The sequence below is a fragment of the Gallionella capsiferriformans ES-2 genome, assembly GCF_000145255.1.
Lineage (GTDB): Bacteria > Pseudomonadota > Gammaproteobacteria > Burkholderiales > Gallionellaceae > Gallionella > Gallionella capsiferriformans.
The window spans coordinates 1,597,222-1,620,951 of sequence record NC_014394.1 but is presented as its reverse complement, the minus strand read 5'-3'; the positions used below and the strand labels follow the sequence as shown (position 1 = coordinate 1,620,951).

34 protein-coding genes are annotated in these 23,730 nt (G+C 47.0%); 19 read left to right on the top strand and 15 right to left on the bottom strand.

What is annotated here, in order from left to right; genetic code table 11:
* Window positions 1-219 precede the first annotated feature (219 nt).
* The 3 genes from GALF_RS07380 to GALF_RS07370 form a co-directional block, all read right to left on the bottom strand.
* Window positions 220-474: a hypothetical protein gene (locus GALF_RS07380; protein WP_013293441.1), complete on the bottom strand. Its 255-nt coding sequence runs from the start codon at window positions 472-474 to the stop codon at window positions 220-222.
* A 356-nt stretch (window positions 475-830) separates the two neighbouring features.
* Window positions 831-1,115 carry a hypothetical protein gene (locus GALF_RS07375; RefSeq protein ID WP_013293440.1) on the bottom strand — a complete coding sequence of 95 codons (285 nt, stop codon included), beginning with the start codon at window positions 1,113-1,115 and terminating at the stop codon, window positions 831-833.
* A gap of 255 nt (window positions 1,116-1,370) precedes the next feature.
* Entirely contained in the window at window positions 1,371-3,047 is a 1,677-nt protein-coding gene (locus GALF_RS07370) for a DNA topoisomerase (protein WP_013293439.1), read from the bottom strand.
* A 657-nt stretch (window positions 3,048-3,704) separates the two neighbouring features.
* Here GALF_RS07370 and GALF_RS07365 point away from each other — a divergent pair.
* Together GALF_RS07365 and GALF_RS07360 are read left to right on the top strand one after the other, a co-directional pair.
* The gene (locus GALF_RS07365; RefSeq protein WP_013293438.1) at window positions 3,705-3,905 is read left to right on the top strand and encodes a hypothetical protein; all 201 of its coding nucleotides are present in this window, start codon (window positions 3,705-3,707) and stop codon (window positions 3,903-3,905) included.
* The gene (locus GALF_RS07360) at window positions 3,892-4,506 is read left to right on the top strand and encodes a zeta toxin family protein (RefSeq protein WP_223293680.1); all 615 of its coding nucleotides are present in this window, start codon (window positions 3,892-3,894) and stop codon (window positions 4,504-4,506) included. The genes GALF_RS07365 and GALF_RS07360 overlap by 14 nt, the downstream gene beginning before the upstream one ends.
* 51 nt (window positions 4,507-4,557) lie before the next feature.
* Here the strand turns inward: GALF_RS07360 and GALF_RS07355 are convergent, their stop codons facing one another.
* A complete protein-coding gene (locus GALF_RS07355) occupies window positions 4,558-5,157 on the bottom strand; it encodes a type IV toxin-antitoxin system AbiEi family antitoxin domain-containing protein (RefSeq protein ID WP_013293436.1) in 600 nt (199 codons plus the stop codon).
* 240 nt (window positions 5,158-5,397) lie between these two features.
* On the opposite strand from GALF_RS07355, the gene GALF_RS07350 reads away from it, so the two are divergent.
* A complete protein-coding gene (locus tag GALF_RS07350; protein WP_013293435.1) occupies window positions 5,398-5,781 on the top strand; it encodes a hypothetical protein in 384 nt (127 codons plus the stop codon).
* A gap of 719 nt (window positions 5,782-6,500) precedes the next feature.
* On the opposite strand, the gene GALF_RS16140 is transcribed toward GALF_RS07350, so the two are convergent.
* Both GALF_RS16140 and GALF_RS07335 read right to left on the bottom strand, forming a co-directional pair.
* Entirely contained in the window at window positions 6,501-6,704 is a 204-nt protein-coding gene (locus GALF_RS16140) for a type II toxin-antitoxin system TacA family antitoxin (protein WP_013293432.1), read from the bottom strand.
* A gap of 124 nt (window positions 6,705-6,828) precedes the next feature.
* Window positions 6,829-7,068, bottom strand: a complete 240-nt coding sequence (locus tag GALF_RS07335) for a hypothetical protein (RefSeq protein ID WP_013293431.1) — start codon at window positions 7,066-7,068, stop codon at window positions 6,829-6,831.
* A 72-nt stretch (window positions 7,069-7,140) separates the two neighbouring features.
* Here GALF_RS07335 and GALF_RS07330 point away from each other — a divergent pair, with 72 nt between their 5' ends.
* Window positions 7,141-7,434 (top strand): integration host factor subunit beta, encoded by a 294-nt coding sequence (locus GALF_RS07330; RefSeq protein ID WP_013293430.1) that lies wholly within the window; start codon window positions 7,141-7,143, stop codon window positions 7,432-7,434.
* On the opposite strand, the gene GALF_RS07325 is transcribed toward GALF_RS07330, so the two are convergent.
* The 6 genes from GALF_RS07325 to GALF_RS07300 all read right to left on the bottom strand — a co-directional run bounded on the left by GALF_RS07325 (window position 7,426) and on the right by GALF_RS07300 (window position 10,235).
* Entirely contained in the window at window positions 7,426-8,058 is a 633-nt protein-coding gene (locus GALF_RS07325) for a hypothetical protein (protein ID WP_013293429.1), read from the bottom strand. The genes GALF_RS07330 and GALF_RS07325 overlap by 9 nt on opposite strands.
* Window positions 8,055-8,312, bottom strand: coding sequence for a hypothetical protein (locus tag GALF_RS07320; RefSeq protein WP_013293428.1), 258 nt, complete (start codon window positions 8,310-8,312; stop codon window positions 8,055-8,057). The genes GALF_RS07325 and GALF_RS07320 overlap by 4 nt, the downstream gene beginning before the upstream one ends.
* Window positions 8,313-8,363: 51 nt before the next feature.
* Window positions 8,364-9,113 (bottom strand): hypothetical protein, encoded by a 750-nt coding sequence (locus GALF_RS07315; RefSeq protein ID WP_013293427.1) that lies wholly within the window; start codon window positions 9,111-9,113, stop codon window positions 8,364-8,366.
* Between the two features lie 15 nt (window positions 9,114-9,128).
* Entirely contained in the window at window positions 9,129-9,446 is a 318-nt protein-coding gene (locus GALF_RS15925; RefSeq protein WP_013293426.1) for a hypothetical protein, read from the bottom strand.
* 2 nt (window positions 9,447-9,448) lie between these two features.
* Window positions 9,449-9,673, bottom strand: a complete 225-nt coding sequence (locus GALF_RS15920; protein ID WP_013293425.1) for a hypothetical protein — start codon at window positions 9,671-9,673, stop codon at window positions 9,449-9,451.
* A 100-nt stretch (window positions 9,674-9,773) separates the two neighbouring features.
* A complete protein-coding gene (locus tag GALF_RS07300; protein WP_013293424.1) occupies window positions 9,774-10,235 on the bottom strand; it encodes a hypothetical protein in 462 nt (153 codons plus the stop codon).
* Between the two features lie 297 nt (window positions 10,236-10,532).
* On the opposite strand from GALF_RS07300, the gene GALF_RS07295 reads away from it, so the two are divergent.
* Window positions 10,533-11,186, top strand: coding sequence for a tyrosine-type recombinase/integrase (locus tag GALF_RS07295; RefSeq protein ID WP_013293423.1), 654 nt, complete (start codon window positions 10,533-10,535; stop codon window positions 11,184-11,186).
* A gap of 4 nt (window positions 11,187-11,190) precedes the next feature.
* Complete coding sequence (locus GALF_RS07290) at window positions 11,191-11,511, top strand: hypothetical protein (RefSeq protein WP_013293422.1); 321 nt, start codon at window positions 11,191-11,193, stop codon at window positions 11,509-11,511.
* A 28-nt stretch (window positions 11,512-11,539) separates the two neighbouring features.
* Here GALF_RS07290 and GALF_RS07285 read toward each other — a convergent pair whose 3' ends face one another.
* Window positions 11,540-11,914, bottom strand: a complete 375-nt coding sequence (locus tag GALF_RS07285; protein ID WP_013293421.1) for a helix-turn-helix domain-containing protein — start codon at window positions 11,912-11,914, stop codon at window positions 11,540-11,542.
* Between the two features lie 158 nt (window positions 11,915-12,072).
* Here GALF_RS07285 and GALF_RS15915 point away from each other — a divergent pair, with 158 nt between their 5' ends.
* The 12 genes from GALF_RS15915 (at window position 12,073) to GALF_RS07225 (ending at window position 21,091) form a co-directional block, all read left to right on the top strand.
* On the top strand, window positions 12,073-13,029 hold the full coding sequence (locus tag GALF_RS15915) for an SHOCT domain-containing protein (protein WP_013293420.1): 957 nt from the start codon (window positions 12,073-12,075) through the stop codon (window positions 13,027-13,029).
* A 95-nt stretch (window positions 13,030-13,124) separates the two neighbouring features.
* Complete coding sequence (locus GALF_RS07275) at window positions 13,125-14,294, top strand: hypothetical protein (RefSeq protein WP_150102587.1); 1,170 nt, start codon at window positions 13,125-13,127, stop codon at window positions 14,292-14,294.
* A gap of 248 nt (window positions 14,295-14,542) precedes the next feature.
* A complete protein-coding gene (locus tag GALF_RS14940) occupies window positions 14,543-15,763 on the top strand; it encodes a tetratricopeptide repeat protein (protein WP_013293418.1) in 1,221 nt (406 codons plus the stop codon).
* Window positions 15,764-15,793: 30 nt separating this feature from the next.
* A complete protein-coding gene (locus GALF_RS07260) occupies window positions 15,794-16,435 on the top strand; it encodes a hypothetical protein (RefSeq protein WP_013293417.1) in 642 nt (213 codons plus the stop codon).
* A gap of 14 nt (window positions 16,436-16,449) precedes the next feature.
* Window positions 16,450-16,821 (top strand): hypothetical protein, encoded by a 372-nt coding sequence (locus tag GALF_RS07255; protein WP_013293416.1) that lies wholly within the window; start codon window positions 16,450-16,452, stop codon window positions 16,819-16,821.
* A 251-nt stretch (window positions 16,822-17,072) separates the two neighbouring features.
* Window positions 17,073-17,240 (top strand): tyrosine-type recombinase/integrase, encoded by a 168-nt coding sequence (locus tag GALF_RS15905; protein ID WP_263053273.1) that lies wholly within the window; start codon window positions 17,073-17,075, stop codon window positions 17,238-17,240.
* A 239-nt stretch (window positions 17,241-17,479) separates the two neighbouring features.
* On the top strand, window positions 17,480-18,103 hold the full coding sequence (locus tag GALF_RS07245; RefSeq protein ID WP_013293415.1) for a hypothetical protein: 624 nt from the start codon (window positions 17,480-17,482) through the stop codon (window positions 18,101-18,103).
* 315 nt (window positions 18,104-18,418) lie between these two features.
* Window positions 18,419-18,697, top strand: coding sequence for a type II toxin-antitoxin system RelE/ParE family toxin (locus GALF_RS15540; protein ID WP_013293414.1), 279 nt, complete (start codon window positions 18,419-18,421; stop codon window positions 18,695-18,697).
* A 9-nt stretch (window positions 18,698-18,706) separates the two neighbouring features.
* Window positions 18,707-19,009, top strand: a complete 303-nt coding sequence (locus tag GALF_RS15535) for a HigA family addiction module antitoxin (RefSeq protein ID WP_013293413.1) — start codon at window positions 18,707-18,709, stop codon at window positions 19,007-19,009.
* Between the two features lie 7 nt (window positions 19,010-19,016).
* Window positions 19,017-19,289 carry a DUF2442 domain-containing protein gene (locus GALF_RS15275; RefSeq protein WP_013293412.1) on the top strand — a complete coding sequence of 91 codons (273 nt, stop codon included), beginning with the start codon at window positions 19,017-19,019 and terminating at the stop codon, window positions 19,287-19,289.
* Between the two features lie 440 nt (window positions 19,290-19,729).
* Window positions 19,730-20,710, top strand: coding sequence for a restriction endonuclease (locus GALF_RS07230; protein WP_013293411.1), 981 nt, complete (start codon window positions 19,730-19,732; stop codon window positions 20,708-20,710).
* Window positions 20,711-21,091, top strand: coding sequence for a hypothetical protein (locus GALF_RS07225; RefSeq protein WP_150102586.1), 381 nt, complete (start codon window positions 20,711-20,713; stop codon window positions 21,089-21,091).
* Window positions 21,092-21,770: 679 nt separating this feature from the next.
* Here GALF_RS07225 and GALF_RS07220 read toward each other — a convergent pair.
* Window positions 21,771-22,361, bottom strand: coding sequence for an acyl-homoserine-lactone synthase (locus tag GALF_RS07220; protein WP_013293409.1), 591 nt, complete (start codon window positions 22,359-22,361; stop codon window positions 21,771-21,773).
* A gap of 181 nt (window positions 22,362-22,542) precedes the next feature.
* On the opposite strand from GALF_RS07220, the gene GALF_RS07215 reads away from it, so the two are divergent.
* The gene (locus GALF_RS07215) at window positions 22,543-22,797 is read left to right on the top strand and encodes a helix-turn-helix domain-containing protein (RefSeq protein ID WP_013293408.1); all 255 of its coding nucleotides are present in this window, start codon (window positions 22,543-22,545) and stop codon (window positions 22,795-22,797) included.
* Here GALF_RS07215 and GALF_RS07210 read toward each other — a convergent pair.
* Window positions 22,794-23,525 (bottom strand): helix-turn-helix transcriptional regulator, encoded by a 732-nt coding sequence (locus GALF_RS07210; RefSeq protein WP_013293407.1) that lies wholly within the window; start codon window positions 23,523-23,525, stop codon window positions 22,794-22,796. The two genes, GALF_RS07215 and GALF_RS07210, sit on opposite strands and share 4 nt — an antisense overlap.
* Window positions 23,526-23,730: the final 205 nt, after the last annotated feature.

The following is a 23,730-nucleotide window of genomic DNA, read 5'->3' as shown; positions in this document are numbered from 1 at the left end:
CATTACCACCCATAACAGTCGCTCAAACTTTAATCTGTGAAGTGCAGGTAATGGCACGATGCGGATCATCACCATGCAATATATAACGTCATATAGCCGCCCTTCAGTATAAGAACTAACGCAGCGGTAACATCATGCGCTGATATTCATCGAGATTACTCTGACACACCGCACGCTGCGTTATTTTATATTCTGATGACCCTCAATGTATTTCAGGGCTTATGCTTGGGACTTACGAGCAGAATCCTCAATTCGCAAGCCAGTGCGCTTAATACGCGATATGGCCTTAATTACTTCAGAAACTGAAATTTCATTTTGCAAAGATGCATTTTCAATCGCTGAAATTGCTTCAGAAATACCTGGACTGTCCTTCGATATTTTTACTTCTTTCTGGGCCGTTGTACGTTCTTTTAGTTTAAGAATTTTTGCTTCCAACTCTTTTATTATTTCTTCTTTTGATCTACGAGGTGCCATTTTTTCTCCGTGTATAAAAATAATTTTTTAAATAAAGATTCCTCAAACTTACCGTCAATTATACCGATTTAACTAATTCTCTTCTAAAAATTTCATTTCAGAGTTGAGTTAGCATCACTATCTTTGACGAAGTTGATAAAACCCGGATTTTTCGAGTCTGCGGCCTCTGAGTAATTTCGTAACTTTTGGCCGGATCGTGCCGCATGCCGGGAAATTTCGTCCCCGCTTATAAATATAACATTTCGTCTGTTTTTTCAAGTAAAACTCGGGATGACAATGCCATGATGCAAAGTCCATTTCTTCCATATTAAAGGAAATAAATTGTCATCTTTTACACGAGAATTGTAGCCGTAGTGTTAATAACCCGTTTTCTTGAAGAACACTAAATTGAGGGCGTGCATCCGATGGTGAAAATCGGCCGTTGTGATATGCCCAAGTTGAAGCAGGGACAGCAGGATGCCGAAGGCAGTGTTCTGATAGCCAGAAAGCATGGCTGTTTCATCCTTTTTGTCACTAAATTCAAACTGGTCATCGTAATCATTAATGGCTTCCACAAGGTCGTCAAAATCTTCAAGCAGATGCTCGATCCGTTTGTCTTCGTACTTGAACTTCCTCATCAACTGATTGATTGAATTACTCATAATTTACTTCTCCTGATTTTATAAATTTATATTGAAATATTTGTTTGTGGTTTTAACCGCAGCAATCGATCTGATTGCCGATCTGATAGGGGGAGGGCATCCAAAATGGCCTGCTATGAACCCCAGTCATCTCGCTGGGATGAGCAACGCGGTATTAAATCCGCCGTGCCAAGCAGCATGCTCATGCCGGAAAGTAGAATGGCTTTCAGCATGGCAGGCTCCCTAATGACTTGCCCGTCTGGCGTACTACGCCTGTCAAACCGCCTCGCGAATCGTTTGTGTGAGCCACGCGTCTGTCCGCATCAGGTGGGTAGACTCATCTGATTGTCCACCACGCATCTCTTTCAATGCCTGCTGCAGTTGAGCCTCCATCTCCTGACCGGTTACCACTTCCGGCAACTTTCTGATTAAGTCGCGACCGAGTTTTGTCGAACGGAGGGTGCGCGCCTGCGTTGATGGCAGGCCCTCATGGTCTGTTTGCGGCGTGACATCAATGAGTTTTTCTTTGATTAGATTGGTAATGGCCGCGACCCGAGTGGATTCTGTACCGATCCCTTTTTCAGCCATCATCCGCAGCAGTGAAGACTCGGTAAAATACGTTGGCTTCCCGTAATTTTCGCGCGTCAGTCGAACCGTGACCGGAAACTCATCGCCCGTTTTGTAGATGGCCAGTTTTTTCTGGTTGGCCAGAATGTTTTGATTTTTCAGCAGAGCACGATCGGGTGAATCAAATGAAATGGTCTTCCACTCTTCACGTGAAGAAAAATATTCTCCACCGATCTCAATCGTTTGTGTGCGGTCAATGGTGATCAACTGATTTCTTTGATACAACTCGTTCAAACGAATCAACTCAAAGATGCGCGTGGCTTCCTCTGTCATGCCAGTGGGTAAATCATCCCTCATTGTGACGATAGCGTGATGTACGGCAAAGTCATCAGACGATGTGCCCGGCAGCTTTGTTGAGTTAGTACGGGGATAGCTGATTGCGCCGGACTCATAAAGCTTTTGAACCGCTTTGTAACCTTCATCCAGTGGGATCCCGATGTCTGCGGAGTCTGCGAGCAATGCAGTGAGTGTGTAGGGGAGAGGTCTGGGTGTCACTAGGGGGACTCCCATCTCATCGGTGTAGTTGCAACTTTTATCATTTCGATAAATTCCGCATTGCGCTCCTGCGAGTTTTTTGAAATTCACGATATGGTCACACGGCTGATCAGCTTGTATTAATTCCAGCAGGGTGTCACCCAGCATCACATAGGCCGTCTCATATCCGTCTTGTATAACATTTTCAGCTTGCTGGTCGTTGGTGACGATTTCATTAAGCAAGCGCGTTTTGACGCGACCGATGTTGGCCTTAGATTTGAGGAGGACGGAGAATGCACGGCTTAAATTCATACCAAACAGCCAGTCCATTTCATGGCGCACACGTCCAGCCTGGTAAAAATGATCGGTCTCTGACAGCGGACGCAAGTTTTGCAGGGATTTTTTAAGTGACTCTGTTTCCAGCGCAGACATCCACAGTCGCAAAACTTCTCCAGAATAATTATGGGCCTGTAATATCTGACGACCGATGACTTCGCCTTCCTCATCAGGATCGGTGGCGAGAACAACCAGATCGGCCTGACTCAGGTATTTGCCGAGATTGTCGAAATGCTCGCGATGTTCATCCTTGACCTGCCATAGCCAAGTTTTTGGCAGGATAGGCAGGTTGTCCAGGCACCATGGGCCAGTACCGATATATGTCTCCGGTTTTGCCAAGTTCAGCATGTGCCCATACGCATGTCCGATAACAACGCCTTCTGCGAAATGCATCTGGTCACGGCCTTTTTCAGCACCAAGCACCTTTGCCAGCGTACGTGCTTGCGATGGTTTTTCGCACAAATAAAAAGTGTTACGTGCGGAATGGTTTGTTGTGACTTTTACGGCTTGTTTCATTTTTGAAGCTCCTTTATGTGTAGGAGTTCATTCTGCCTAAGTCAAATATTTTCCAAAGCTAAATTTTTATGCAAAGAAAATTACGAGATTTTGGTGAATATAAAATGGTGATTTCGGCCGCGTATTGCTGTGGTGAGAAGTATCGAAAATCGTTAATCTGGATCAATTACGGAGAATTTAAATTTGAATCGCGATTTTTGTTCAATAGAGAGTGATTGAGCGATACTGCTGCGCAAAGGGTTTCTTGCTAAAATTCAAGAGTGATGTGGCAGAGAGCGGTACTTTAAAATTTTGCACAGAAGTTTTTTGAGTCGCCGTACTGTCTGGTTAAGACCTATATGATGGCTTGTGCTCAGGCATGAAATTCATCTGTACAGATTGAACAGCTCTCTACAATTTCACGCGCATTTTAAGGTGCATACATTCCGATTTTCAGTGATTGGCGAGCCGTTACTGATTCAGCACAAGCCTTGTGAATGTGGGGAGGGAAATATAGGCAGTCGGTAAAAGGGGCACAAACCGGAAAGTTCGATACCACCAGTAAAAAGGTCACTTTGAATGAAAACTGTTATTATCTGACAACCTCTTAATTTTGCGGATGAAAGGTGATAATCCTTCTGATGTACGTTAGGGAATTCAATATGTTAGGGATCTTTAATGGCAGAAAATACAAAACGTAACCCTCTGGCGGCGGATACTGAACCTACGGATGATGAGTTAGGTGATGTGATGCGTGAGGCGCGTGATTTAGCGATGCTGCGAAAAGGGCAATCGGATAGCTGGATGCGTAGCATGCTTGTGCAAGCAGTTGCGGATGCTCGTGCCAGAGATACGGTTGTTGTGCATGATGCAGCTTGAACAGCCTCGATTATTACTTGTCGCGGGGCCCAATGGGGCTGGCAAAACAACAGTGACCGAGCGCGGTCTGGCGCATGAATGGTTTTCCGGTTGCGAGTATATAAACCCGGATTTCATCGCTCGTGATCAGTTTGGCGACTGGAACTCTCAGTCTGCTGTAATACAGGCGGCTAATTTTGCCAGTGAACTGCGTGAAAACTGTCTTGCCTCGCAGCGTAGCATTGCTTTTGAAAGTGTATTCTCCGCGCCGGACAAGGTTGATTTTGTCCGACGGGCGAAAGCAGCCGGTTTTTTTACTCGTGTATTTTTCGTGGCTACAGGCGATCCTTCCATCAATGCCGCACGGGTTGCGCGTCGTGTGATGCAGGGCGGGCACGATGTGCCGATACAAAAAATCATCACGCGTTATTTCAGGTCTATCGCCAATTGTGCATTGGTGGCAAGGGAAGTGGATCGGCTTTACTTGTATGACAATTCTGTCGATGGCGAACAGGCCAAGCTGGTGTTGCGGGCAAGTAACGGCGTCATTATCAAACAGTATTGCACCGTGCCGGAGTGGATGGAGCCAATTGCCAGTCTTCTGGATCCAGCTGAGAATTAATCAGTGTTCGGCTGATCGGAATAGTCATATATTATCCTTCCTGTATTTTTCTTAGCTTAAACTTTCCAGATAAGGGCGTATGACATTGGCCACGCGGCATATTTTGGCATAGTGCCAAATTTCGTCACTGCTCATGCGTTTTTCATGCCATGCCTCTCGCAGTGCTTCGAGCGCCACATCAATGCCAATTTTATTGCGATACTTGAAACAGTCGGCCACCGTCTTTGCAACGCTGGTCACCCGTATCGTTACACCATCGACGACATGCTCTTCTACTCCATCGGTGAATGCCGTCCCGGAGAATCGGACAATGCGCAGTGGCGGGTAATCAAGCTTCGGTGCAACGGATTTGTTTTCAATTGCCAGCCATGCCTCAAATGGTGCCTGCGTTGTCAGACCATGAAAACGCAGTGCTGACAGTAGGCAAACTACCCCTTTCGGCACCCTGCATGCAACTTCTGCCAATGAACCGTGAGCAGATATGCTTCGTCCAGGAAGACCATATATCCCACGTCCGATGCGCTCAAGTTGTCCTTGACGGACGGCACGAGTCAGGGAAACGCGCGGAATCCCTTGCTGTGCCAGATCGCATGAGCGAATCAGCCCTTGGGATCGTGCGAAATCGATAAGCCTCTCAGCGTTGTTGTTCATCAAGGTTATGATGTTTCAAAACATCGGTAGATGTCAATATTTATTTGTTTGTTGAAACAAATAGTCGGCGTTGTGTCTTTTTATTCCGGAGGCGATTGTTTTTTTTATACATATCATCAATAGATTGGCATCACTAAAGTCAGGCATTTCTGAGTGATGTTGATTATGAAAAAATTGTTCTTTGGAAAGTTGCCCATTTCTGTAGATTAGAAATCCCTAACTACAAAAGGATAAATTATCATGGGTAATGGTTCTAAAATAATCGCTGATTATGTGGCCAAGCTATCGCCAGAGCAGCAAGTAGAGTTCAAAGAGCGTACTGCAAGAATGATCCGCGAAGGTCTGCCGAGACGTGACGGATTTGCACATTATGTGATGTATACCGATGATCAGGGCGAGACGGTGACGATCTGTCTTTATATCGGTATCGCTCGCAAGGATAATGTGGCGGCGGCCATTGCACACATTCGCAATGATCTTGATCTTTTTGCGACATATCCCCCGGAATCTGAGTGGCAACTTGAACCCGATGAAGCAACTCAGGAGCGTTGTATTGAGGAATGGAAACGGGCAAATCCCGACAAGGTTTGTCAGTTTGGTGTGATGGGGTTTATTTCGGCATGAGTCACGAAGTGATAAACGATGCGGAAATCCATGCCTTAGTAAAAAGGGCAGAGAAATGCCTATTACCTTTGGCGGCACACGTGAAATCATCGGGCTTCCTGCTTTTTATCAGGTTGCCCGATGGCCGGGATTTTGAATTGCACTTTCCACAGGAAGAGGAGGTGGATAGCACGCTATAGGAGGGGGCACGCCCGAACGTTCAAGTTCAGGTCCTTCCCTTCCAAAACGCATAGCGATACGCGCGCGACGCACAACTGGTAAACCAGCGCCAGTTGTGCTGCGGGCCCGTGATGCCGGCAATCACCGTGGAAACGGCTGATAAACCTGTTACGAATTATTTTTGCTGTGCCAATAGGCAATAAGATTTCAAATGTTAATTTCTGTGCACTTCATAACTAAATCAAGTTCAACGGGGGCCTTATCGGGATACTCCGGCTGATACGCGAATATATTAAATTCTACGGTTGGGCTCAGACGCATTGTCACTTGAAACTCATGGGTGATACGCAATGCGCCGATAATTTTAGTTTTTTCGAATCGATCGTCGTGCTAGTGAAATCCATCTAAAAAAATCTTGAGTAAGCTTGCGCTGATCAGGCCGTGTTGCACGACTATATCTAGCTTCATTTTTCCAAAATCGGCGGTCCAGTTTAGATGCATATTTCGACCGTCACCGGCCATGTGTTTAACGATCATTTTATTGTCCATCATGAACTCATTTATAAAATATTACGGGGGATAGGCTTAGCGCGTGACGACATAACGGTCGCCTTATTATTAATCACCCTTTCTGCTCTTTCCAATGCGGCCTGTACGACAAACTGATTCACGCTTGTGCCCGTTATCTCAGCGGCCATTGGTAACGTTTTATGTGCGTGGTCGGTGACTCGCGTGGTGAATCGATTTCTGGTATGTGCAGGCATGATTGCTCCTAAATTTGCATGAGTTAGTCGTTTAAGTGATGAGTTTGCGGTGAATGTTTTTGAACCATGGAACGAGATTTGAGAAGTGACGTAATAGATTTCATCTCACTGTAAATCTCAGTTTTCACGTCCTCCCCCGCCAAAACGCATAGCGATACACGACGCGCAGCTGTTGAAAATAGTGCCAGTTGCGTTTTTTACTCAACCTGCAGCCCGCAATGACCGGCGCAAAATAGGCAACAAAACTGCGGCGAATGAATCGCGGTCCAGTGATCGTCTGCATAAATCCAGCTCGAAGCTGCCCCATGCCTTCCGCTAACTGGCTGGCAATCCCGTCTGCCTTATTGTCCGATTTGTCCTTCATTCTCAACCTCCTGATATAATTAAACTTGTTAGATTCTATTTTCTGCCCGCGCAGTCACTCTAAAAAACCTTCATGACCCGATCAGAACTCATCGCGCAGCTCGCTGCAAAATTTCCACAGCTCACCAACAGCGATATCGATATGGCGGTGCGTACCATTCTGGATGAGATGTCACGCACACTCGCGCGGGGAAATCGCATCGAAATACGCGGTTTTGGCAGTTTCGGTCTCAATCACCGCCCACCGCGCAAAGGTCGCAACCCAAAGTCAGGTGTGAACGTGATGGTGCCCGCCAAATATGTGCCGCACTTCAAAACAGGTAAGGAACTCCGTGAGCGCGTTGATGCCACTGCGGGCTCAGTGTAGATAGCCTCGATTTGTCGCCGCGCCGCCCATCAGTTCTTTTACCGATTCGACCACCGCATTGAGCAAGTTAAAGAAATCGATCGCTACGGCATTGAGCTGACTGATCAGCAACGGTTTGAATTGAGCACCGCACTCGTAATTCACTTGGGCATTAGCTTCATCGATTGCCTTCAAGGCATTGTCTGAATCAACTTCTAAGCGGCAGTACTGATTGCTGTCTGTAAAACCGATTACTGAAAAGGCATTGCTGTTCCTGCGGGGGGTAGATGAACCCTTAGGTTTGGCTTGCACTGGGCGGGCTTCATCAACCAGTGCCGGATTCTGCATCATCAAGTTTTCGATGAAGATCACCGAGATGTCATGTGCCGAGGTAATCCAGTCGTAATTGAGCAGCTCGAGATATTCGGCTGCGATGCCACTCAAAAACGCATCGTGGTTATCCGCCAGAATCAGCGCATGGTGATACCGCTCGCCATACGCAGAGTCAATCCGGAAGCCGACAAAATAAAAATTCTCCCATGCAAGCTCCGCAGCACGATTACGGCGTGCGTCTCTGGGCATGTTCGATGTATTGCTGATGTGTTCAAAATGCAATTGCGGTGAGGTGTTCAATGCGGTGTTCACGTGGGTTCTCCTTGTTTGTGATTGGGGTGTTTGTCGACAGCCGATGTCTTACTCTTTGCAGTCTTGCTGGCAGGCAGCTCGGCCGGCGACATGAGCGCGTTGTATTGTTTGTAGAGGGCGTGCAGCGAGGCCATTTCAGCCTCGTCCGCTTCCGTGCTGGCTCTGGGGTGAATGATGATCCCGAGCATGCGCGATTCGATTGCCGTTCTGCCCACTTCGATGCACTTACACATTTTTTTATGGCTGATAAACATGTTCTGTCACGTCCTATATATATGTATCTGTCGTGGCGTGGCTTGAGGTGATCAGGCCGCCAACGCCTGAAACTGGCTTGTGGCTGGGTAGGTGGTCACCAGCCGTTTTCCCTCGCGCGGGTTGTCGGTGACAACCAGCACCAGATTGCGCTTGGCATTCAGAAAATATCGACCTTCCTGCCGACCTTCGCGCATATATTTGGCCGCATTCCACAGACTGTTGCGTACTACCTCACGTACCGATCCGTCGGCTGCGATCTGGTTGAGTTTTTTCCAGGCGGCTTGAGCTGCTTTATCAGGGGACGTGGCGGCAAGAAAGCGATCGGTGAAACGTGCCAGCACATGCTGCGTGATCTCGACCTCACCGACGCCCGCGATATTCAACGTTTCGCGCACCGGCCCGCTGACCAGCAGATCTTCAACTACTTCCTGCTGAGTGCCTGTAAACCAGCGGGTGTCTTTGTCTACCGTAAGAGCGCAGCCCGCAAAGCGCGTGGTTAAAAACTTGGCGTAGCAGGCCAGATGCGCTTTGTCTGATTGTGAGCGGTGCAATTTGCGAATGGCGCCAAGCGATACAATCAATTGCGTGCCGGCATTACCAATCAGCTTGTTGCCCAAGACGCCTTTGACTTCCAGCAGGTGCCGCATTGCGGCCAGCTCTGCGGCAATATGCTTATCTTCGATTGGTGCGTTGATACGAACTTTCAGGACGCCACCGACACGGTGGCTGCTGTTGCTCCAGTACACTCGATAAGTATCGGCTTGCGCTGTCGCGACAGTGTGGGTTTTAAGTATATTCATGATCTGGTCTCCTCTCTACAGTAAGCAAAAAATTGCCCAAGCGATCGCGGCAAAGAGCAACGCTGAGGTGACGCACAACCACACAATCATCCGTCTTTGTGAATCGCTATAAGGGAGGTTGTCGAGTTTTTCTGTTGCAACAATTTGATTCTCGGCAATCTTGAGTTCGCGGTCTTGCAATTTGAATATGCCGCCATTGCCGATCAGGTTGCTGCGAAACGAGGTGGTCGCAACACACATGCCGGTGGCCTCGTCATACGGTTGGGTAGCGATCTGTTGATGGTGCATGTAGGTACAGCCGTCTCTTTTTAAAATCACCCTTGTTGGCTTCATTTCTAGTGCCCGAGAATGTAAGAGCCGCTGGTCAACCACAGCATCAAGATGAAGGATAAAGACAGGGTGCTAATGGCCTGTGATTTGTACCAGGGGGTTGGATCAGTTGTGTCTTCATCGTCTTCTTCCCCATCAGCTTGTGATTCAGGGATAGGGTGTTCTCCGCCAAGTTGAAGGACGGCAGGGTTTACGGTTTCGGGTGTTGCTGGTGTTGGTGTGTTTTGCATGTTTATCTCCTTTTGTGTATGCAAATAGAATGATGCCTATCTCGACTATTTTCCAAAGAACAATTTTGTAATTAATTGAATAATCAATGTTTTGTTGGAATTAGAAATTCACGACCATAAAAATGAAGATGCCCAGATACACCAGCGTGCCGATCGCAACATAGGTGAAATCACGACGCCTTGCAGGGGGCCATGGGCGATCCGGCAGTGCCTCAACCGCCACAATCTGACTGCCATGTACAAACACGGTGCTTTCATCCTCAGCCCAAATAAGGCCGTTATCGCTAAATGGCAGGTACTTGAAAGGTACTTCTGCTACACAGGTGTTGGTAATGGGGTACGTGTGTGTTTGAAAGTGATGAATTTGCAGATAGGCGCAGCCTTCACTACGCAGGATGAGCCGCTTGGTTTCAAAATTGATCGTATTAAGTGTCCGCATTGAGCAGGCAAACCAGACTGCGATGGAGAACAGCATGATGCCAATCGAAAAGAGTGGGCTTTTGTACCAGGGAGTTGCTTTGTCGCGGACGAAATACTGTTTGCCGCCTTTTTTGCTTTGCATCTGAATCTCCTTTTTGTAATGGGAGATTTCATTCTGCCTATCTCGAAAATTTTCCAAAGAACAATTTTGTGATTTGCGCACTGCGCCTTGGACGCTTGATGTTCTTCGGAATTTACGGACAAAGAACGCCAGAAATAGGGCGCTTTGTCCGTTTATCCTTTTGTTCACCGGAAGGTTTAATCATTGAAAATTAGTGCTTTGGAAAAAAGTGTGATTCTGTAGAGTGAATGAACAGCTGAATGCGAACAGATTTTTTTGTCGTGTTCACGCGATTAATTTAAGGAGGAGTTCATCACAATGCATAACCGTAATAACGCGATTTCGTCATCGCCTGTTTTACCACCCGTCATGAGGAATTTGCCAACTTCAGGTTTGCGCACGGTTCCGCAGCGACTTAAAAACCTGGACTACCGCAGCCGTGAATATCTGACGGAACATGAAGTTGATCAGCTTATTTCCGCTGCCGGAAAAGTGGGGCGGCATGGACATCGCGATGCGACGTTGATCATGCTGACCTATCGTCACGGTCTGCGCGTCAGCGAATTGGTCAGTCTGCGCTGGGATCAGGTTGATCTGCGTCAGGGGTTGATGCACATCAACCGATTGAAGCAGGGCAATCCCAGTGTGCATCCAATACGCGGCCCAGAATTGCGCGCGTTGCGACGACTGCAGCGTGATTATCCGGTGCTGCCTTATATTTTCAGCAGCGAGCGGAAGGCGCCGCTTACTGATGATGCGATTCGGAAAATTGTTGGTCGGGCAGGGGTGGAGGCCCGCTTGCCGTTTACGGTTCATCCCCACATGTTGCGGCATGCCTGTGGCTATAAGCTTGCGCAGGCAGGTCAAGATACCCGTGCCATCCAGCATTATCTGGGGCACAGAAATATTCAGCACACCGTGCGATATACCCAGCTGTCATCAGACAGATTCAAAAATTTTTGGAAGGACTAAGAAAATGAAACTAGACGATAGAGAGGTGCTGAGGCGGATTGATACATTGCTCCCCCTGCGCGCCAGACTGGTGACGCGGCATAACGGTGATAAAGGGCGATTTGAACTGACTGATGTAAATGGCAAGGCGGTGCTGATCGAAGGCGTTTCGGCCTTAAGGATCATCGCATTGCTCAGGTTACACAATTACTCAGAGGCGTTTGAAGAAATAGCGGCTTTTGATGGCGAACTCGTATTCAGTAAACCCGTAACGCGTGCTGAGAGGTCAACCAAGCGACCTTACAATGAAATGGACGATCAGCCGCCATTTTCATATTTCTTTTGATCTGGTGTTTGTGGTCATGGGTATGTGTTCAGGCTGGGCTGCTTTTGGCGGCTCCCGCCAGGTGAGCGCACAATTGTTTCAGCGTATTCATTGCGAATTCCCGATCTTTCGGCGTCAGTTCGGACATCCATTCCTCAAGAATGAACGACTGGTCGTCATGTCTCGGAGAAGACGCTGCCACCAGTTTATACAATGGGATTTTTAGTGCCTCGGCCAGTTTTTCAAGTCGATGAAGTGAGGGAAGATTGCTGCCGCGTTCAAAACGCGAAACGGTTTCGGTATCTACGCCGATGCGTTCGGCAAGTTCGGCCTGCGTCCAGTTCAGTTTTTTGCGGCGTTCAGCAATGTTCGCGCCAAGTATCAAACCTAACGAACTTCCGAGAGTCTTGATTTCGCTTGTCATATATGTCGGATTAAAAAGTATCGACAAATATTGTTGTGCTTCTACAACTAATGAAGAATGATATTATTTGTTGTGACTCGTAGTTATATGTAGAATGTCGACCGAAAATGATGGGCGTGCCAACGCGCAGGCACAATTTATCCAAATAAATACTCAATATGAAATTAAAACCGATTCTGAGCGCAGCACTCATTGTTTGCGGGACCTACACGCCGTTGGCTTCAGCGGGTCTTTTCGATAGCATCACCAGCGGGATTGCCAATGCCTTTGATTTCTCAAAGCAAAAATTGGAGACATACAAACAAACCACCGACAAGCAACTGCTGGATCAATTTTATTACCTGTCGGAGGATGGTAAGGAAGAGGGATTGAGCAAGGAGCTAGCCGGAAAGACAAAATCGTTTGAGTTCCAGAAGCTCACGCCGTCTTCGCTCACCGTTCGGCAACTCATGTATCGGGAAGGAAACATGCAGTCCGTTATGCAGGCCATGAGCCGTTATACCTATTCGCCGATGAGCGACGAATATGGTCAGCGTTATGTTGCCTTTGCCCAGTCGCGTGGCAATGTAGTCAAGTTGTATAAGCCTGCGCTGGGTAGTCTGTTAAACCAGATGTTTGCTCAGAATTTCTATTTGCGACATGACGATAGAAATACGGCTGAATGGATTGGGGTGGATAACGCACTGGTAGAATATTCGCCATCTGGGCAGATTGTCTCGGTGATGACCCGCTCGCATCAGGCTACGATCAGTATTGGTGTTCAATCCTACCAATACATAAATCTCTATTTCGGCGCTGGCAACGCGCAGATTATTGAGAATCGAATTGCCAATCAAAATTTTGAAAATAATTTCATTCGTGTAATTGCCTCGCCCTCAATTCCTGCATTGGTTGCTCAAGAAACAAAATCTCCTGAATCCGCCAATCTTACGGCTTCTTCTGTTCGATCCGGCGTGGCGAAAATAGCTCCACTAACGTCTACCCCCTCTACGCCGCCAGCTACCTCACCAGAGCAGCGCATGCAAATGTTGAAAAATTTGGCTGAGTTAAAACAATCCGGGATTTTGACTGAACAGGAATTTCAGGCCGAAAAACGAAAAATACTGGCTAACTAAATATTACAGTTGTTACTCGGCTTGACCTAGGCATACATCTTTTGAGCAATTGCTAAAGACTTGAAGCATCCAAACTGAATTTAAGGGATTAAATAGTGAAAAAATTATGTTTCTTATTGGCGTTATTTCCAATGGTCGCATCAGCTTCGGACACGGGAAATAATCCTGAAGTCACCACAAAAAATAGATTGGAGTATTCCGTTTCTTCTGGAATTGGAAAAGAACCGCCATCGAAGCTATATTACTTGATAAAAACCGGCGATACATGGAAAGCATCAGAATCTGGCGATATAACACAGGATAACGTGGAGCGAGTCGGCGTTAACCTGAAGACTGGGGTGATTACTTTAGATGTCCTAAGAGGCTCCAGAGAAACTGGTACTGTCTCGGGGAGTGTTTATGAGTGGGAGTGCTTTCAGGGATTAGCTGGTTCAGGTTTTCGAAATGCCCAAAATTATTCGATATGTTCATCAAACTTAGCGAAAGGCGTTACAAGTCCAGGTCAGGCAGCACTCGGTTCTTTAAACTTATTATTCGGTAAAGTACGACGTATCATGGCTGTCGATCGGGAACAAATTCTATCCATCGCTGATACGAGCGGTCTTATCGATATGGTGGAGCAGGATAGGCAAGCTGCAATAGGAGAGGAATATCATGCTCATTTTGCTGGCGCCACAACGCCGAATTCGATAAAGAGTTTTGTTGCCACATATCAAGCCAATGATCCGGAAGGGCTTGTTCCGCAAGCGCTAGCTCGGATGCCTCAAGCTTTAGCTCGCGTCCAACAAGCTGAAATCGAGGAATGCCGGAGCAATTATCTCTCAGCGACAACACCGGCGAAACTTAATAGTTTTATTGCCAAATATCAGGGAAATGATCCGGAAAATATTGTACCTAGAGCCCGAAAACGCCTTCAGGATATGGAACAGGCAGCTGCTAAAAATGAGGCCGATCGGCTGCATCGTCTGGAAAACAAACAGATTGGCGATCAAGTGTGTTCATCTGGAGATGGTTCGGTAGATCAATCTACCGGAATTGCGGTGATGGGTGTGCTGCAATATCGAAAAATTACTGGACGAAACCGTGTTGTTGGATTTGTCGAAGGTACGTCAGGAAAAAAGGTTCAAATACGTATTTCTGGAATTAACTTTACGGGTGGTGGCATCAACCAGTCCTTAGATAGTCTGTCAGGTTGGAAAGGCGGTTCGACCTTGAAAATTAATAGCATTATTTGGGACAGCACATACGATTGGGAAGGGTGCTGATTTTGTCTTTAAATGTTGTCTTGCAAGGCCATTATTTCTTTGATGATTTCAATTATGTGCCAAGTGTACATAATTGACAGGAAGAAATAATGAAACTGATTCGCAGGTTTGTCCTTATTGCGGGTGTAGAGAAGATTAAGGGGTAATTGACCAGCTTTCAGGTGAAATTTAAACGAGTCTGTAATCCATCTTTTTACCAAATTTAGAGTATTTAGAACATCCAGTTTTATTGGGTGTTAGGGGGAAATATGTTCAGAAATATACTGTGTGTTCTATTGTTTTTTATGGCTATCCCAGCATTTGCTGGATTTGATGAAGGTCTTACTGCATATAACAAAAATGACTATTTGTCGGCGTTACAAGAATTTAAACCTCTTGCAGAGCAGGGTAGTGCGGACGCTCAAAATGCATTAGGGGTGATGTATGAAAAGGGCTTCGGTGTAGAGAAAAATGATGGGCAAGCTATTCGTTGGTATCGTCAGGCTGCGGAGCAGGGTAATGAAAATGCTCAGTTTAATTTAGGCGTTTTGTTTGATAATCGCCAAGACTATACGGAGGCGGTTCGGTGGTATCGCAAGGCTGCTGAACAGGGTAATAAAAGTGGACAGGCAAGATTAGGATCATTGTATGTCCTAGGTCAAGGCGTGGCTGCAGATAAAGTTCAGGCAATTCAGTGGTTCCGTAAAGCTGCCGAACAGGGGCAGGCAGGTGCTCAATATTTTTTAGGTTTTGCCTATTCAGGTGGCTACGGTCTGTCAAAAGATGAGGTGCAAGCCGTTTATTGGTACCGTAAGGCAGTAGAGCAGGGTCATGCAGATGCACAGTTTAACCTCGGCGTGATGTATGCCAGTGGGCTTGGTGTAACCAAGGATTTGGAAAAGGCTATGCAGCTTTATGCGCTCTCCGCTAAGCAAGGGAATGAGCCCGCCAAAAATAATTTGGCCGATTTGCAGAAAAAATTACTATGTTCACATAAAGCAAGCACTCTGTTATTTGGGGAGGCGCTGAACTGTACAGATAAAACTGCCATGCGACTGGCAGGAAAACAAGCCGGGGCTACTGCGACTCGTGAAGATAATGGCTATTGGTATGATCTGTACGACAGTAGTGCCTTGCTGGATGGTACAAGTGAACTCGCAATTGCTTACATCGGTGAAAAATTTGCTAAGGCTTACTACAAATTTGACGCCATGGTTGATGCACACAAGGTCGTAGAAGTACGCAATATGGTTGTCAGTAAATACGGCAAGCCAGCAACGAGCGAAGGTAATCCATCTCTTGGCCCGGTCAGCTACACATGGAAATTAAAAGATGGGATCAGGCTTGTGGTTAAGCGTGACTGGCCGGACACCACTGTATATTTGGAATACATACACCTAGCCAATTATGCGGCAATGGAGGCTGAGCAGGAGCGACAAAAACGAGTTGAAGAAGAAGGGAAACGCAGCAAGCAAAGTAAGGCGTTTTAAGTAAAACTTTTGATAATTTTGGGGAAATAAATGAGTTGGATGAATAAGGTATTGATTTTATCGCTGGCATTAATTGTGGTGGCTTGTGGGAAAACGACTGCAACTGAAAAGGGCGGTCAAATATCCTCTGATGGTACTGCTGGAAAGCCTGTTCAAACAGAGACGGCTGCAGGGCCTCGTCTTAGTCGTGACCCAGCTGTGAATGCTTCTCCGTTGGGGGTTGAAATTGGCTATGCGAATCTTTCCGGTGTTAAGCAAAAGCTGGGCAGCATGACTTCGCTTAGCGAGGCGGGTACAAGTGAGCATACGGGCGGCAAAATATTAATGTCTGATGGTCAAGGTTTAGGCGTGGATGGATTGACTAAATTCATTGCGGTTTTTGATAAATCTGAAACGCTTGTGGCCGTCATTATGACCATGCCAAAGAATGTAAATTCGACATATTCAAAACTGTCTGAAAAATACAAACCGGTCAGTAAGAATGTTGATGAGTTTATGGGTTTTGGCACCGCCAAGCTTGAAAAGGGTGACTCTTTCATCGTATTAGAAGCGCCTCACCTCTCTTTTGCAATGGATGTGGTGTATGCAACCAAAGAATTTATGGCAACGTCTGAGCGTAACGCGGCTGAAACTCGGGCCAAGAATGAACAAGAGCAGAAAGATAAGCTGTAATTGGCGGCGATGCGATGAAATACACATTCCAGAAGATCTTCATTGTTCTTTTTTGTTCGGTGTTCGTGATGATCGGTGCACCTTCACTGATTAATGCAATTCAAGGCGGTGGGAATTTGTTCGGTCTGGTTTGGGGTGGCATGTTTGTATTTATTCCACTCAGTATTGCGATTTTTTGGTTAAGGCAACTATCCAGATTCCAGAAGATGACGTACGTGTGGTACAAAACTGTTTATGCCGATAATGTGCAGGGTAATAAGGTCTCATGTTTCGTGTGCGGCAATGACAGCATTCACGTTCGGGCACTGATGAACAAAACTTTTCATCGTGAACATTTTTGTACTCAATGTGGCAAAACGCTTTATTACTCACCTGAGCAAGGCTGATTAATTACGTAAGAACCGTGAATCCCTTCCGCAGTAAAGTGAGCGTTAGTACTGTCTCTGTGCTGAGGCAGTACTATGGCGGGGGGCTCTAGCTGGATCGGTGTAGCGTTGTCCTAGTAAGCGCAATGTTACTCGGCGACTTATCAACCTAAACTGCCGCAGTCGGGAATCTCTGACGAAACATGAGGTTCAGCTTATTTTCACTGTCGGCGTAGTGGTGCAGCGATGGGCATCGCGATGCGACGTTGATCATGTTGACCTATCGTCATGGTCAGCGCGTCAGCGCATTGGTCAGTCTGCGCTGGGATCAGGTTGATCAGCGGCAGGGGGTGATGCACATCAACCGATTGAAGCAGGGTAACTCCAGTGTGCATCCGATACGTGGTTCAGAACTGCGCGCCACGCCGACTGCAGCGTGACTATCCGGTGCTACCTTATATTTTTAGCAGCGAGCGCAAGGCGCCGCTCACCGATGACGCCATCCAAAAACTTGTCGGCCGGGCAGGATACTTGTGCAATCCAGCATTATCTGGGGCATAGAAATATCCTGCACACGGTCCGTTATACTCAGTTGACGTCGGAGCGATTTAAAAATTTCTGGAACGATTAGGGGTAAATTGTTGGACGGGAAATTTGAGTTTACAGGCGAGGTGAGTGAATGAAAAATACAAAGCAGGAGCTATTACGACGTCTTCAGCGCCAATATCATCGGTACAATCCATGGCGTTTAGCGCGAGGGGGATTGTATATTCCGCATTCCTACGCTGAAACAAAGCCGGACAGTCTGTCATGGTGGGACGATGTGGGCTTTATTTTGAACGGTCGACGAGTCATTGTCTGGTGGCAGCATCCACGTCAGATATATGCAGACGCAATTGATGAGCAATCGTACCGGTCTGCGGGTGATGATCCGCAAGACGATTGGCTGACGCAAGGCAGTACCAAAAATTACCGGCAGGTAGGTGCATCACGCAAGAAGATTGTGAGCTACACCAGCCGCCAACCTTCTGAGGCGAAAAGATTGTATTACGAACGGCTGGAAGAGATCAAAAATCGTCTGACAAAGGAGGGCGTTGATGTCGAGGTTTCACTTTCATGGAAGCTGGAGCGTTTGACGTGGGCATTGGGCGTAAGTCTGATCGCGCCATTAGAGGTGCGCAACGAAAGTGAGGCGGCATCGTTGGCCCGACTGGCTCGTCGCTTGATTCTGGGTGAAACGGCGTTGGATATTGAATTTCCCGAGTATCGTTACAACCAAGCCGATTGGCTTCGTGAAAATTAGAAACCGCGAGCATTAATGTCTTTAAATCATAGGGGTTTTTCGTAACGGATAGATATCACCAGTCTCTTCATTTTCCATGATTTTGTGTTGCGTTTGTCGTGGCATATTGTGTTTTCGTGTTCATATCCGCTGCGGGTTTGAATGCGTTGCACTCGATATCGAGTAACTCCTGATGTCAGCGATCTGAAAATCAAGATTAAAAACACCTGTTAATTGCGCAAACCTTAAAGCGATATTAGACGCAATCTCAGCCCCTGCTTTCAATGAGCTTACTAACGCTTTACATTACTAACGCATAGGGATAGTATTCTGCGCATGATTACTGATTTCAAATGCAAAGAAACTGAGGCTCTGTTTCATGGGAAGCGGATAGCGCGGTTCGCCAACATATCCAGCGTGGCGATGCGCAAGTTGCAACAGGTCAACGCAGCCGTGGCCTTGGACTTTCTGCGCGTGCCGCCAGGTAATCGGCTGGAGTCATTGAGCGGAGATCGGGTTGGACAGCACAGCATCCGCATTAACGAACAATGGCGAATTTGTTTTATATGGCAGTCTGGTCATGCTGTCGCAGTTGAAATTGTGGACTACCACTAGGAGATAAAAATGAAACGTGAAATTCCATTAACGCACCCAGGTGTGATCTTGCTGGAAGATTTTTTAAAACCGATGGGCATTTCGCAATATCGCCTGGCAAAGGAAATTGGTGTACCCCAAAGACGAATCGGGCAGATTTGCAGTGGACAACGCGCGATTACGCCAGATACAGCGCTACGGCTAGGCGTGTTTTTTGGAGTGGAAGCGCAGAGCTGGGTTAATCTGCAAGCGCATTATGATATCGAACTGGCGCGGGAGGCCATGGTGGAGGTTTTGGCACAAATCCATCATTACGAGCCTATCGCTGCGTGATTCGTGAATTATCGCTAATGCGGCGCTATGGGATAAGCATGGATATCTTATTGGAGTCGTTAAGGTCAAGACTAGTCTAGATTACAGGCTGCATCTTGAGTTTGAGAACGGCGAAAATCGTATTTTTGACATGTCCCCATACTTGGAGAAAAAGCCTTTTTCTCCTTTGAAAGTGTTGTCGCTGTTCGCCATGGCTTCGGTTGATTACGGAACCGTAGTATGGCCTGGGAATATTGATATGGCTCCAGAAACGCTTTATGCTCGCTCTGTTCCGGCATAAATCATTCTGTTGCCTCCAGAGACTCTTTGATACCAGTGTTTTTTAATTTTGTGGCTAGCTTTATGGACGTAAATATTCTGAATCTGTCAGGATTTTAAGCAGACCAGCACCGAGTCCTGAGGATGTAATATGTCCGATGAGAGTAGGGATGTTTCGGGAATGGCTCGTCATACTTGGTTGAGGTGACTTTCAGCTATTCATCCGATACCAGATACTCGTATGACATGCACAAGGGCTTTTTGAACAGCAGTAAGGTGCAGTCGTTCTGGTGACTAATTTTAGATGAAATATTATTGTCTCAACGCGCTATTTCAGAAGACTAAATAGCCCTATAAGCTAATAGCATCCCTGCCTAAACAGACGTACCCTCTCAGCATCTATCAACATTCAGCATACTCCGAGCTAACGCCAGCCTGGCGCCAAAATTCGGCAGTCTCAATATGGCAAAACGACCTGGCTCAGGCCGAAAAGAATCGCTCATCACTACTGCTATTCGCGCTGAATGGCAGTTTTCGGCTGTCTTGTCGGTTTTATTTTTTGTAGTCACGTTCATTTTTTTGCCAGCCTTTAGCGACAACAACATGATTATCCGTTTGCTACTGCCAACGGTGAAACCATTTCTGTTTTTAATCGGTGCAGCTTTTGCACTGATTGCCGCAGTCAATTATTTTCGTAAATCCGCATTCGGTTCAGCCACTTCATTTCGATCCGGATCAAGCGTTGCCCGGGATACCCCTGTGGCGCCAGGAGGCAATGCTGCGCCAATTCGCGAGCATCAAGTCGTTTATGGCTGGTCCAAGGATAACGCTCAGTGGGGAAATCTCGGTGTGTACAGTCATAAATCTTCACCGCAGCGCCCTTCGTCGTGGTCGATCGAATTGCTGCGGGCAATCGAGTGGAAACTCTTTGAGGAGATCTGCGCCGCTTATTACAGGGAGAAGAGGATTCGTGCCGAACTCACTAAGCTAGGTGCAGACGGTGGTATCGATATCAAGTTGTTTCAGGACGAGTCAGGATTGGCCACGTCGCTGGTGCAATGCAAGGCTTGGAACAGTCAGTTAGTTGGAGTAAAGCCGATCCGTGAATTCCTTGGCGTCATGAGTCACGAGAAGATTTCGAAGGGATTTTTCATGGCATCCGGCGGATTTTCCAGCGATGCCATTGAAATTGCCAGAGCCAATGGAATTACGCTGATTGATGGAAAGTTGTTCTTAAGTATGATCCTGCGATTGCCTGCAGAAGCGCAGCAGCGCTTATTGAACATCGCGACAGCGGGTGAATATACAACCCCTTCGTGCTCGTCGTGCGGTATAAAAATGGTACGCAGGACTGGTAAACGGGGAGATTTCTGGGGTTGCGCTAATTTCCCTAAATGTCGGCAGATGTTAAATGTCACGCTGGCTCAGAGGCAGGGGATTTAATTGCTACTACGAAATCAGCGCATTGATCATCCAGACGTTTCGGGTATGGGTGCAAAGCCGCAAAAGAAGATACGGCGGGATAACGCAGACCAAGCGGAGTTTTTCAATATCCATGACCGGTATGAAAAATTGCTTGATGAAATATCGAGCGATCCCAATTCGGGTTGCAAGTATCGAGCCCAATATTTGCAGTATAAAAAATATCGTGGAAAGAAGGCCGAGCCGATGGCCTCTGCTACCGATGTGAGTCGAACCAATGTCGGCGGTGATTTTTGGCATTTCAAGAAATTATCGCCTATCCAGAAGTGTTTGCTCGTTTTTGCCTGCTTGTTTTTGGGCTACGCAACGATTAAATTGCTGATGACGTTAACATCGGCATGACAAAAAGTGGGCAAACCATTGGATTATGAAAGGCTGCGGTGATTTTATTCCTAATTCAAAACTGGGTCTGAATGCAATAGTAGTCGCGCGCTCATGTTGGTCAGACTCTACAAGAAAATGAGAAAACTCTGAGTTAATGGCCCACAGACATGCGTATCGGCTAGCTGCCTGTTGGGACCGATGGCAGTGTCTCGCTTGTGATCCTTCGTCACCGACTGGTTCGGAGTAGACCAAATAGTTGACTTGGAAAAATCACGACGTGCAGGTTTCATGCGGTGTATCATCGAATCCGTCCAGCGGTTTTGTGCCATCAGTCGACATTCGGGTAGTGCGCTCAATATGTAGGATGGTTTGATGTATAAAATCCTCTCAATAAAACGGTTACAATAGATCAGGCTAGGCTGCACTGCATATGTTTAAATAATTCTGTCTACTTCACGTCAGACATCGTCAACATGGAGCCATATTTCTTTCAGGGGGTTGTGCTGCCAGAACGAGCCAAACTATCGCTGCAATTTACGCTTGCCTTCTCCTCATTACAGCAGGTGGTGCAGGTATCGCAAAGGTTAGCGTTGTACTAAATCAAGTCGCCGTTTGGATAGAGAGCTCCTTCGATTCCCGCGTTCGCGGGAATGACGAAGTTTATTAATGTGCGCTAAGAATCAGCACATCTTCGGATTTATGCTGCTTCACGCAATTTGCCGAACAGCGCTGCGTGTGTTTGTTCACCGATATCGAAGTCCAGCGCCACAGCATTTTCAACGCCTATTTTTATGGATGGTCCAAAACGGGTAACTGCCAGACCTGCGCGCCGCATCATGCGTTCAATCGATGTGGTCGTTACAGTCACGAAGCGCTCAATGCCCATCTTGTCGCCGAATGCAACGATCTCGCGTGTTACATCCATGGTCAACTCGGAAAAACCGAATCCATATACGTCATCTACTTCAATGGCAAACCGGCTTAACTCCCAAACTTTTGGATCTGCCGGAGCCTGTTGACCGTGCAATAATTCAGGGAATGTGTCTTTGAGCATATATGGGCCTTCTGTCGGAAGCACTCTCATACAGCCACGCAGTCCTTTCTCATACTCACGAACCATCAGGTAATAAGGATCCAGCGCATCATAACCGTCGATTTCCATGCCGCTCATGATGGGAATTTCCCATCCCATCCTGTCGTTGAATACTTTTGCGCGCAACCGATGCATTTCCCATAAATCTTTGCTGGCGAACTCTTTTCGTGATGCAACTTTGATGTGATGTGACATATGCGACCCTCCAAGTGAATTGCCTGGAATACCCAGGACGCATATAAATTATGCTCAATGCATAAAGTTCGTAACTATCAACTCTGATAGGTGCGGAATTGCAAATTATGTTGCAAAATTGGCTACGCGCTGGAGTCGGGTGTGTTTTGGACGTTGATGTAAAACTATTTGGAGGATGTGAATGGGACAGGCTCAACAGATCACGCAACAGGATGCGTTAGCTCCTGATGTACTGCGTACGTTCCGGAAGAAACAGCGCGAAAGTCAGTCCCGTTTTTGGTCGCGCTTTGGGGTGACACAGTCGCGAGGAAGTCGTTTCGAAATGGGAACGGAGATGCCGCCCACAGTTGCCATCCTGATAAAACTCTATTTTGCAGGCGTGATCACCGATCGCGACCTGGGCGGTATTCACTGGCAGGTAATTCAGGGCGACTAATTTGGATGGATGAGACCAAGGCTGATTGCCTTGACGATCGCCTGCTGGCGGGAGGTGGTGCTGAATTTGCGACGAATGTTGCTGAAATGAAAATTAACCGTAGCCTCGGTGCAGTTCAGGATATGCCCAATCTCCCACGAACTTTTTCCGGATGCACTCCATTTGAGACATTCCAGTTCCCGATGCGTGACAGAAATGGGATTTTCTACCTGACGAGAGGGTTTCATAAACTGAAGCGAAGATTCCAAGATGAAATCGCGAAAACAAGCAAGTTCAGGGAGGTGGTGATTCGCATCCCGGTGAAATCGCTTGTCCGGTTTTGTATCGCTGACGAAACACACGATGCCCAATTCACCTTTTGCTCCATGAATGGGCAGGGTGACGCCCGATTTAACTCCATATCCGCAGGCCTCTTCATACATTTCTTTTTGCTTCTGTGCGGAAAATATCTTCGGCGACCAGATCAGGGGCGTTGATTTGCTGATGCAATGAGAAAAGGTCGGATCGACGTGATGCAGTTTCTCAGCGGTGTACTTGTTTAACCAATCCGCAGAATAGTTGCTCTGCTGAAAAGCATGCTCGGCCTCAATCGGCGCACGCGGGTCGGGAAGAATCGCCAACCGAGTCTGTTCATAACCAAGGTCGCATCCCAGTTTGAAAACCCGGTTACGCCAGATTTCCTGACTGCTGCAGCTGATGAGATCGGAAAAGCGTTCGATAAATTTCATGTGTAATGTAGGCAGCAGCTGAAAACGGAAACAATTTTTAATGTTCGGATTGGTTGCAATTGCATGCCTATGCTGCTTCTTGCGGTGAGCTTGGCGAAGTAGAACTCATTTGCTGCATCTGCGTCAAGCGACGGGCCATTTACGTAATTTTGGCTGGTTGAATACTGAAAAATAATTCTGGAAATCCGTCAATAACCTATCAGTT

Coding starts and splice junctions, on each gene's coding strand:
- GALF_RS07380 (WP_013293441.1), bottom strand. CDS start 474: ATGGCACCTCGTAGATCAAAAGAAGAAATAATAAAAGAGTTGGAAGCA.
- GALF_RS07375 (WP_013293440.1), bottom strand. CDS start 1,115: ATGAGTAATTCAATCAATCAGTTGATGAGGAAGTTCAAGTACGAAGAC.
- GALF_RS07370 (WP_013293439.1), bottom strand. CDS start 3,047: ATGAAACAAGCCGTAAAAGTCACAACAAACCATTCCGCACGTAACACT.
- GALF_RS07365 (WP_013293438.1), top strand. CDS start 3,705: ATGGCAGAAAATACAAAACGTAACCCTCTGGCGGCGGATACTGAACCT.
- GALF_RS07360 (WP_223293680.1), top strand. CDS start 3,892: ATGATGCAGCTTGAACAGCCTCGATTATTACTTGTCGCGGGGCCCAAT.
- GALF_RS07355 (WP_013293436.1), bottom strand. CDS start 5,157: ATGAACAACAACGCTGAGAGGCTTATCGATTTCGCACGATCCCAAGGG.
- GALF_RS07350 (WP_013293435.1), top strand. CDS start 5,398: ATGGGTAATGGTTCTAAAATAATCGCTGATTATGTGGCCAAGCTATCG.
- GALF_RS16140 (WP_013293432.1), bottom strand. CDS start 6,704: ATGCCTGCACATACCAGAAATCGATTCACCACGCGAGTCACCGACCAC.
- GALF_RS07335 (WP_013293431.1), bottom strand. CDS start 7,068: ATGAAGGACAAATCGGACAATAAGGCAGACGGGATTGCCAGCCAGTTA.
- GALF_RS07330 (WP_013293430.1), top strand. CDS start 7,141: ATGACCCGATCAGAACTCATCGCGCAGCTCGCTGCAAAATTTCCACAG.
- GALF_RS07320 (WP_013293428.1), bottom strand. CDS start 8,312: ATGTTTATCAGCCATAAAAAAATGTGTAAGTGCATCGAAGTGGGCAGA.
- GALF_RS07315 (WP_013293427.1), bottom strand. CDS start 9,113: ATGAATATACTTAAAACCCACACTGTCGCGACAGCGCAAGCCGATACT.
- GALF_RS15925 (WP_013293426.1), bottom strand. CDS start 9,446: ATGAAGCCAACAAGGGTGATTTTAAAAAGAGACGGCTGTACCTACATG.
- GALF_RS15920 (WP_013293425.1), bottom strand. CDS start 9,673: ATGCAAAACACACCAACACCAGCAACACCCGAAACCGTAAACCCTGCC.
- GALF_RS07300 (WP_013293424.1), bottom strand. CDS start 10,235: ATGCAAAGCAAAAAAGGCGGCAAACAGTATTTCGTCCGCGACAAAGCA.
- GALF_RS07295 (WP_013293423.1), top strand. CDS start 10,533: ATGCATAACCGTAATAACGCGATTTCGTCATCGCCTGTTTTACCACCC.
- GALF_RS07290 (WP_013293422.1), top strand. CDS start 11,191: ATGAAACTAGACGATAGAGAGGTGCTGAGGCGGATTGATACATTGCTC.
- GALF_RS07285 (WP_013293421.1), bottom strand. CDS start 11,914: ATGACAAGCGAAATCAAGACTCTCGGAAGTTCGTTAGGTTTGATACTT.
- GALF_RS15915 (WP_013293420.1), top strand. CDS start 12,073: ATGAAATTAAAACCGATTCTGAGCGCAGCACTCATTGTTTGCGGGACC.
- GALF_RS14940 (WP_013293418.1), top strand. CDS start 14,543: ATGTTCAGAAATATACTGTGTGTTCTATTGTTTTTTATGGCTATCCCA.
- GALF_RS07260 (WP_013293417.1), top strand. CDS start 15,794: ATGAGTTGGATGAATAAGGTATTGATTTTATCGCTGGCATTAATTGTG.
- GALF_RS07255 (WP_013293416.1), top strand. CDS start 16,450: ATGAAATACACATTCCAGAAGATCTTCATTGTTCTTTTTTGTTCGGTG.
- GALF_RS15905 (WP_263053273.1), top strand. CDS start 17,073: ATGTTGACCTATCGTCATGGTCAGCGCGTCAGCGCATTGGTCAGTCTG.
- GALF_RS07245 (WP_013293415.1), top strand. CDS start 17,480: ATGAAAAATACAAAGCAGGAGCTATTACGACGTCTTCAGCGCCAATAT.
- GALF_RS15540 (WP_013293414.1), top strand. CDS start 18,419: ATGATTACTGATTTCAAATGCAAAGAAACTGAGGCTCTGTTTCATGGG.
- GALF_RS15535 (WP_013293413.1), top strand. CDS start 18,707: ATGAAACGTGAAATTCCATTAACGCACCCAGGTGTGATCTTGCTGGAA.
- GALF_RS07230 (WP_013293411.1), top strand. CDS start 19,730: ATGGCAAAACGACCTGGCTCAGGCCGAAAAGAATCGCTCATCACTACT.
- GALF_RS07220 (WP_013293409.1), bottom strand. CDS start 22,361: ATGTCACATCACATCAAAGTTGCATCACGAAAAGAGTTCGCCAGCAAA.
- GALF_RS07215 (WP_013293408.1), top strand. CDS start 22,543: ATGGGACAGGCTCAACAGATCACGCAACAGGATGCGTTAGCTCCTGAT.
- GALF_RS07210 (WP_013293407.1), bottom strand. CDS start 23,525: ATGAAATTTATCGAACGCTTTTCCGATCTCATCAGCTGCAGCAGTCAG.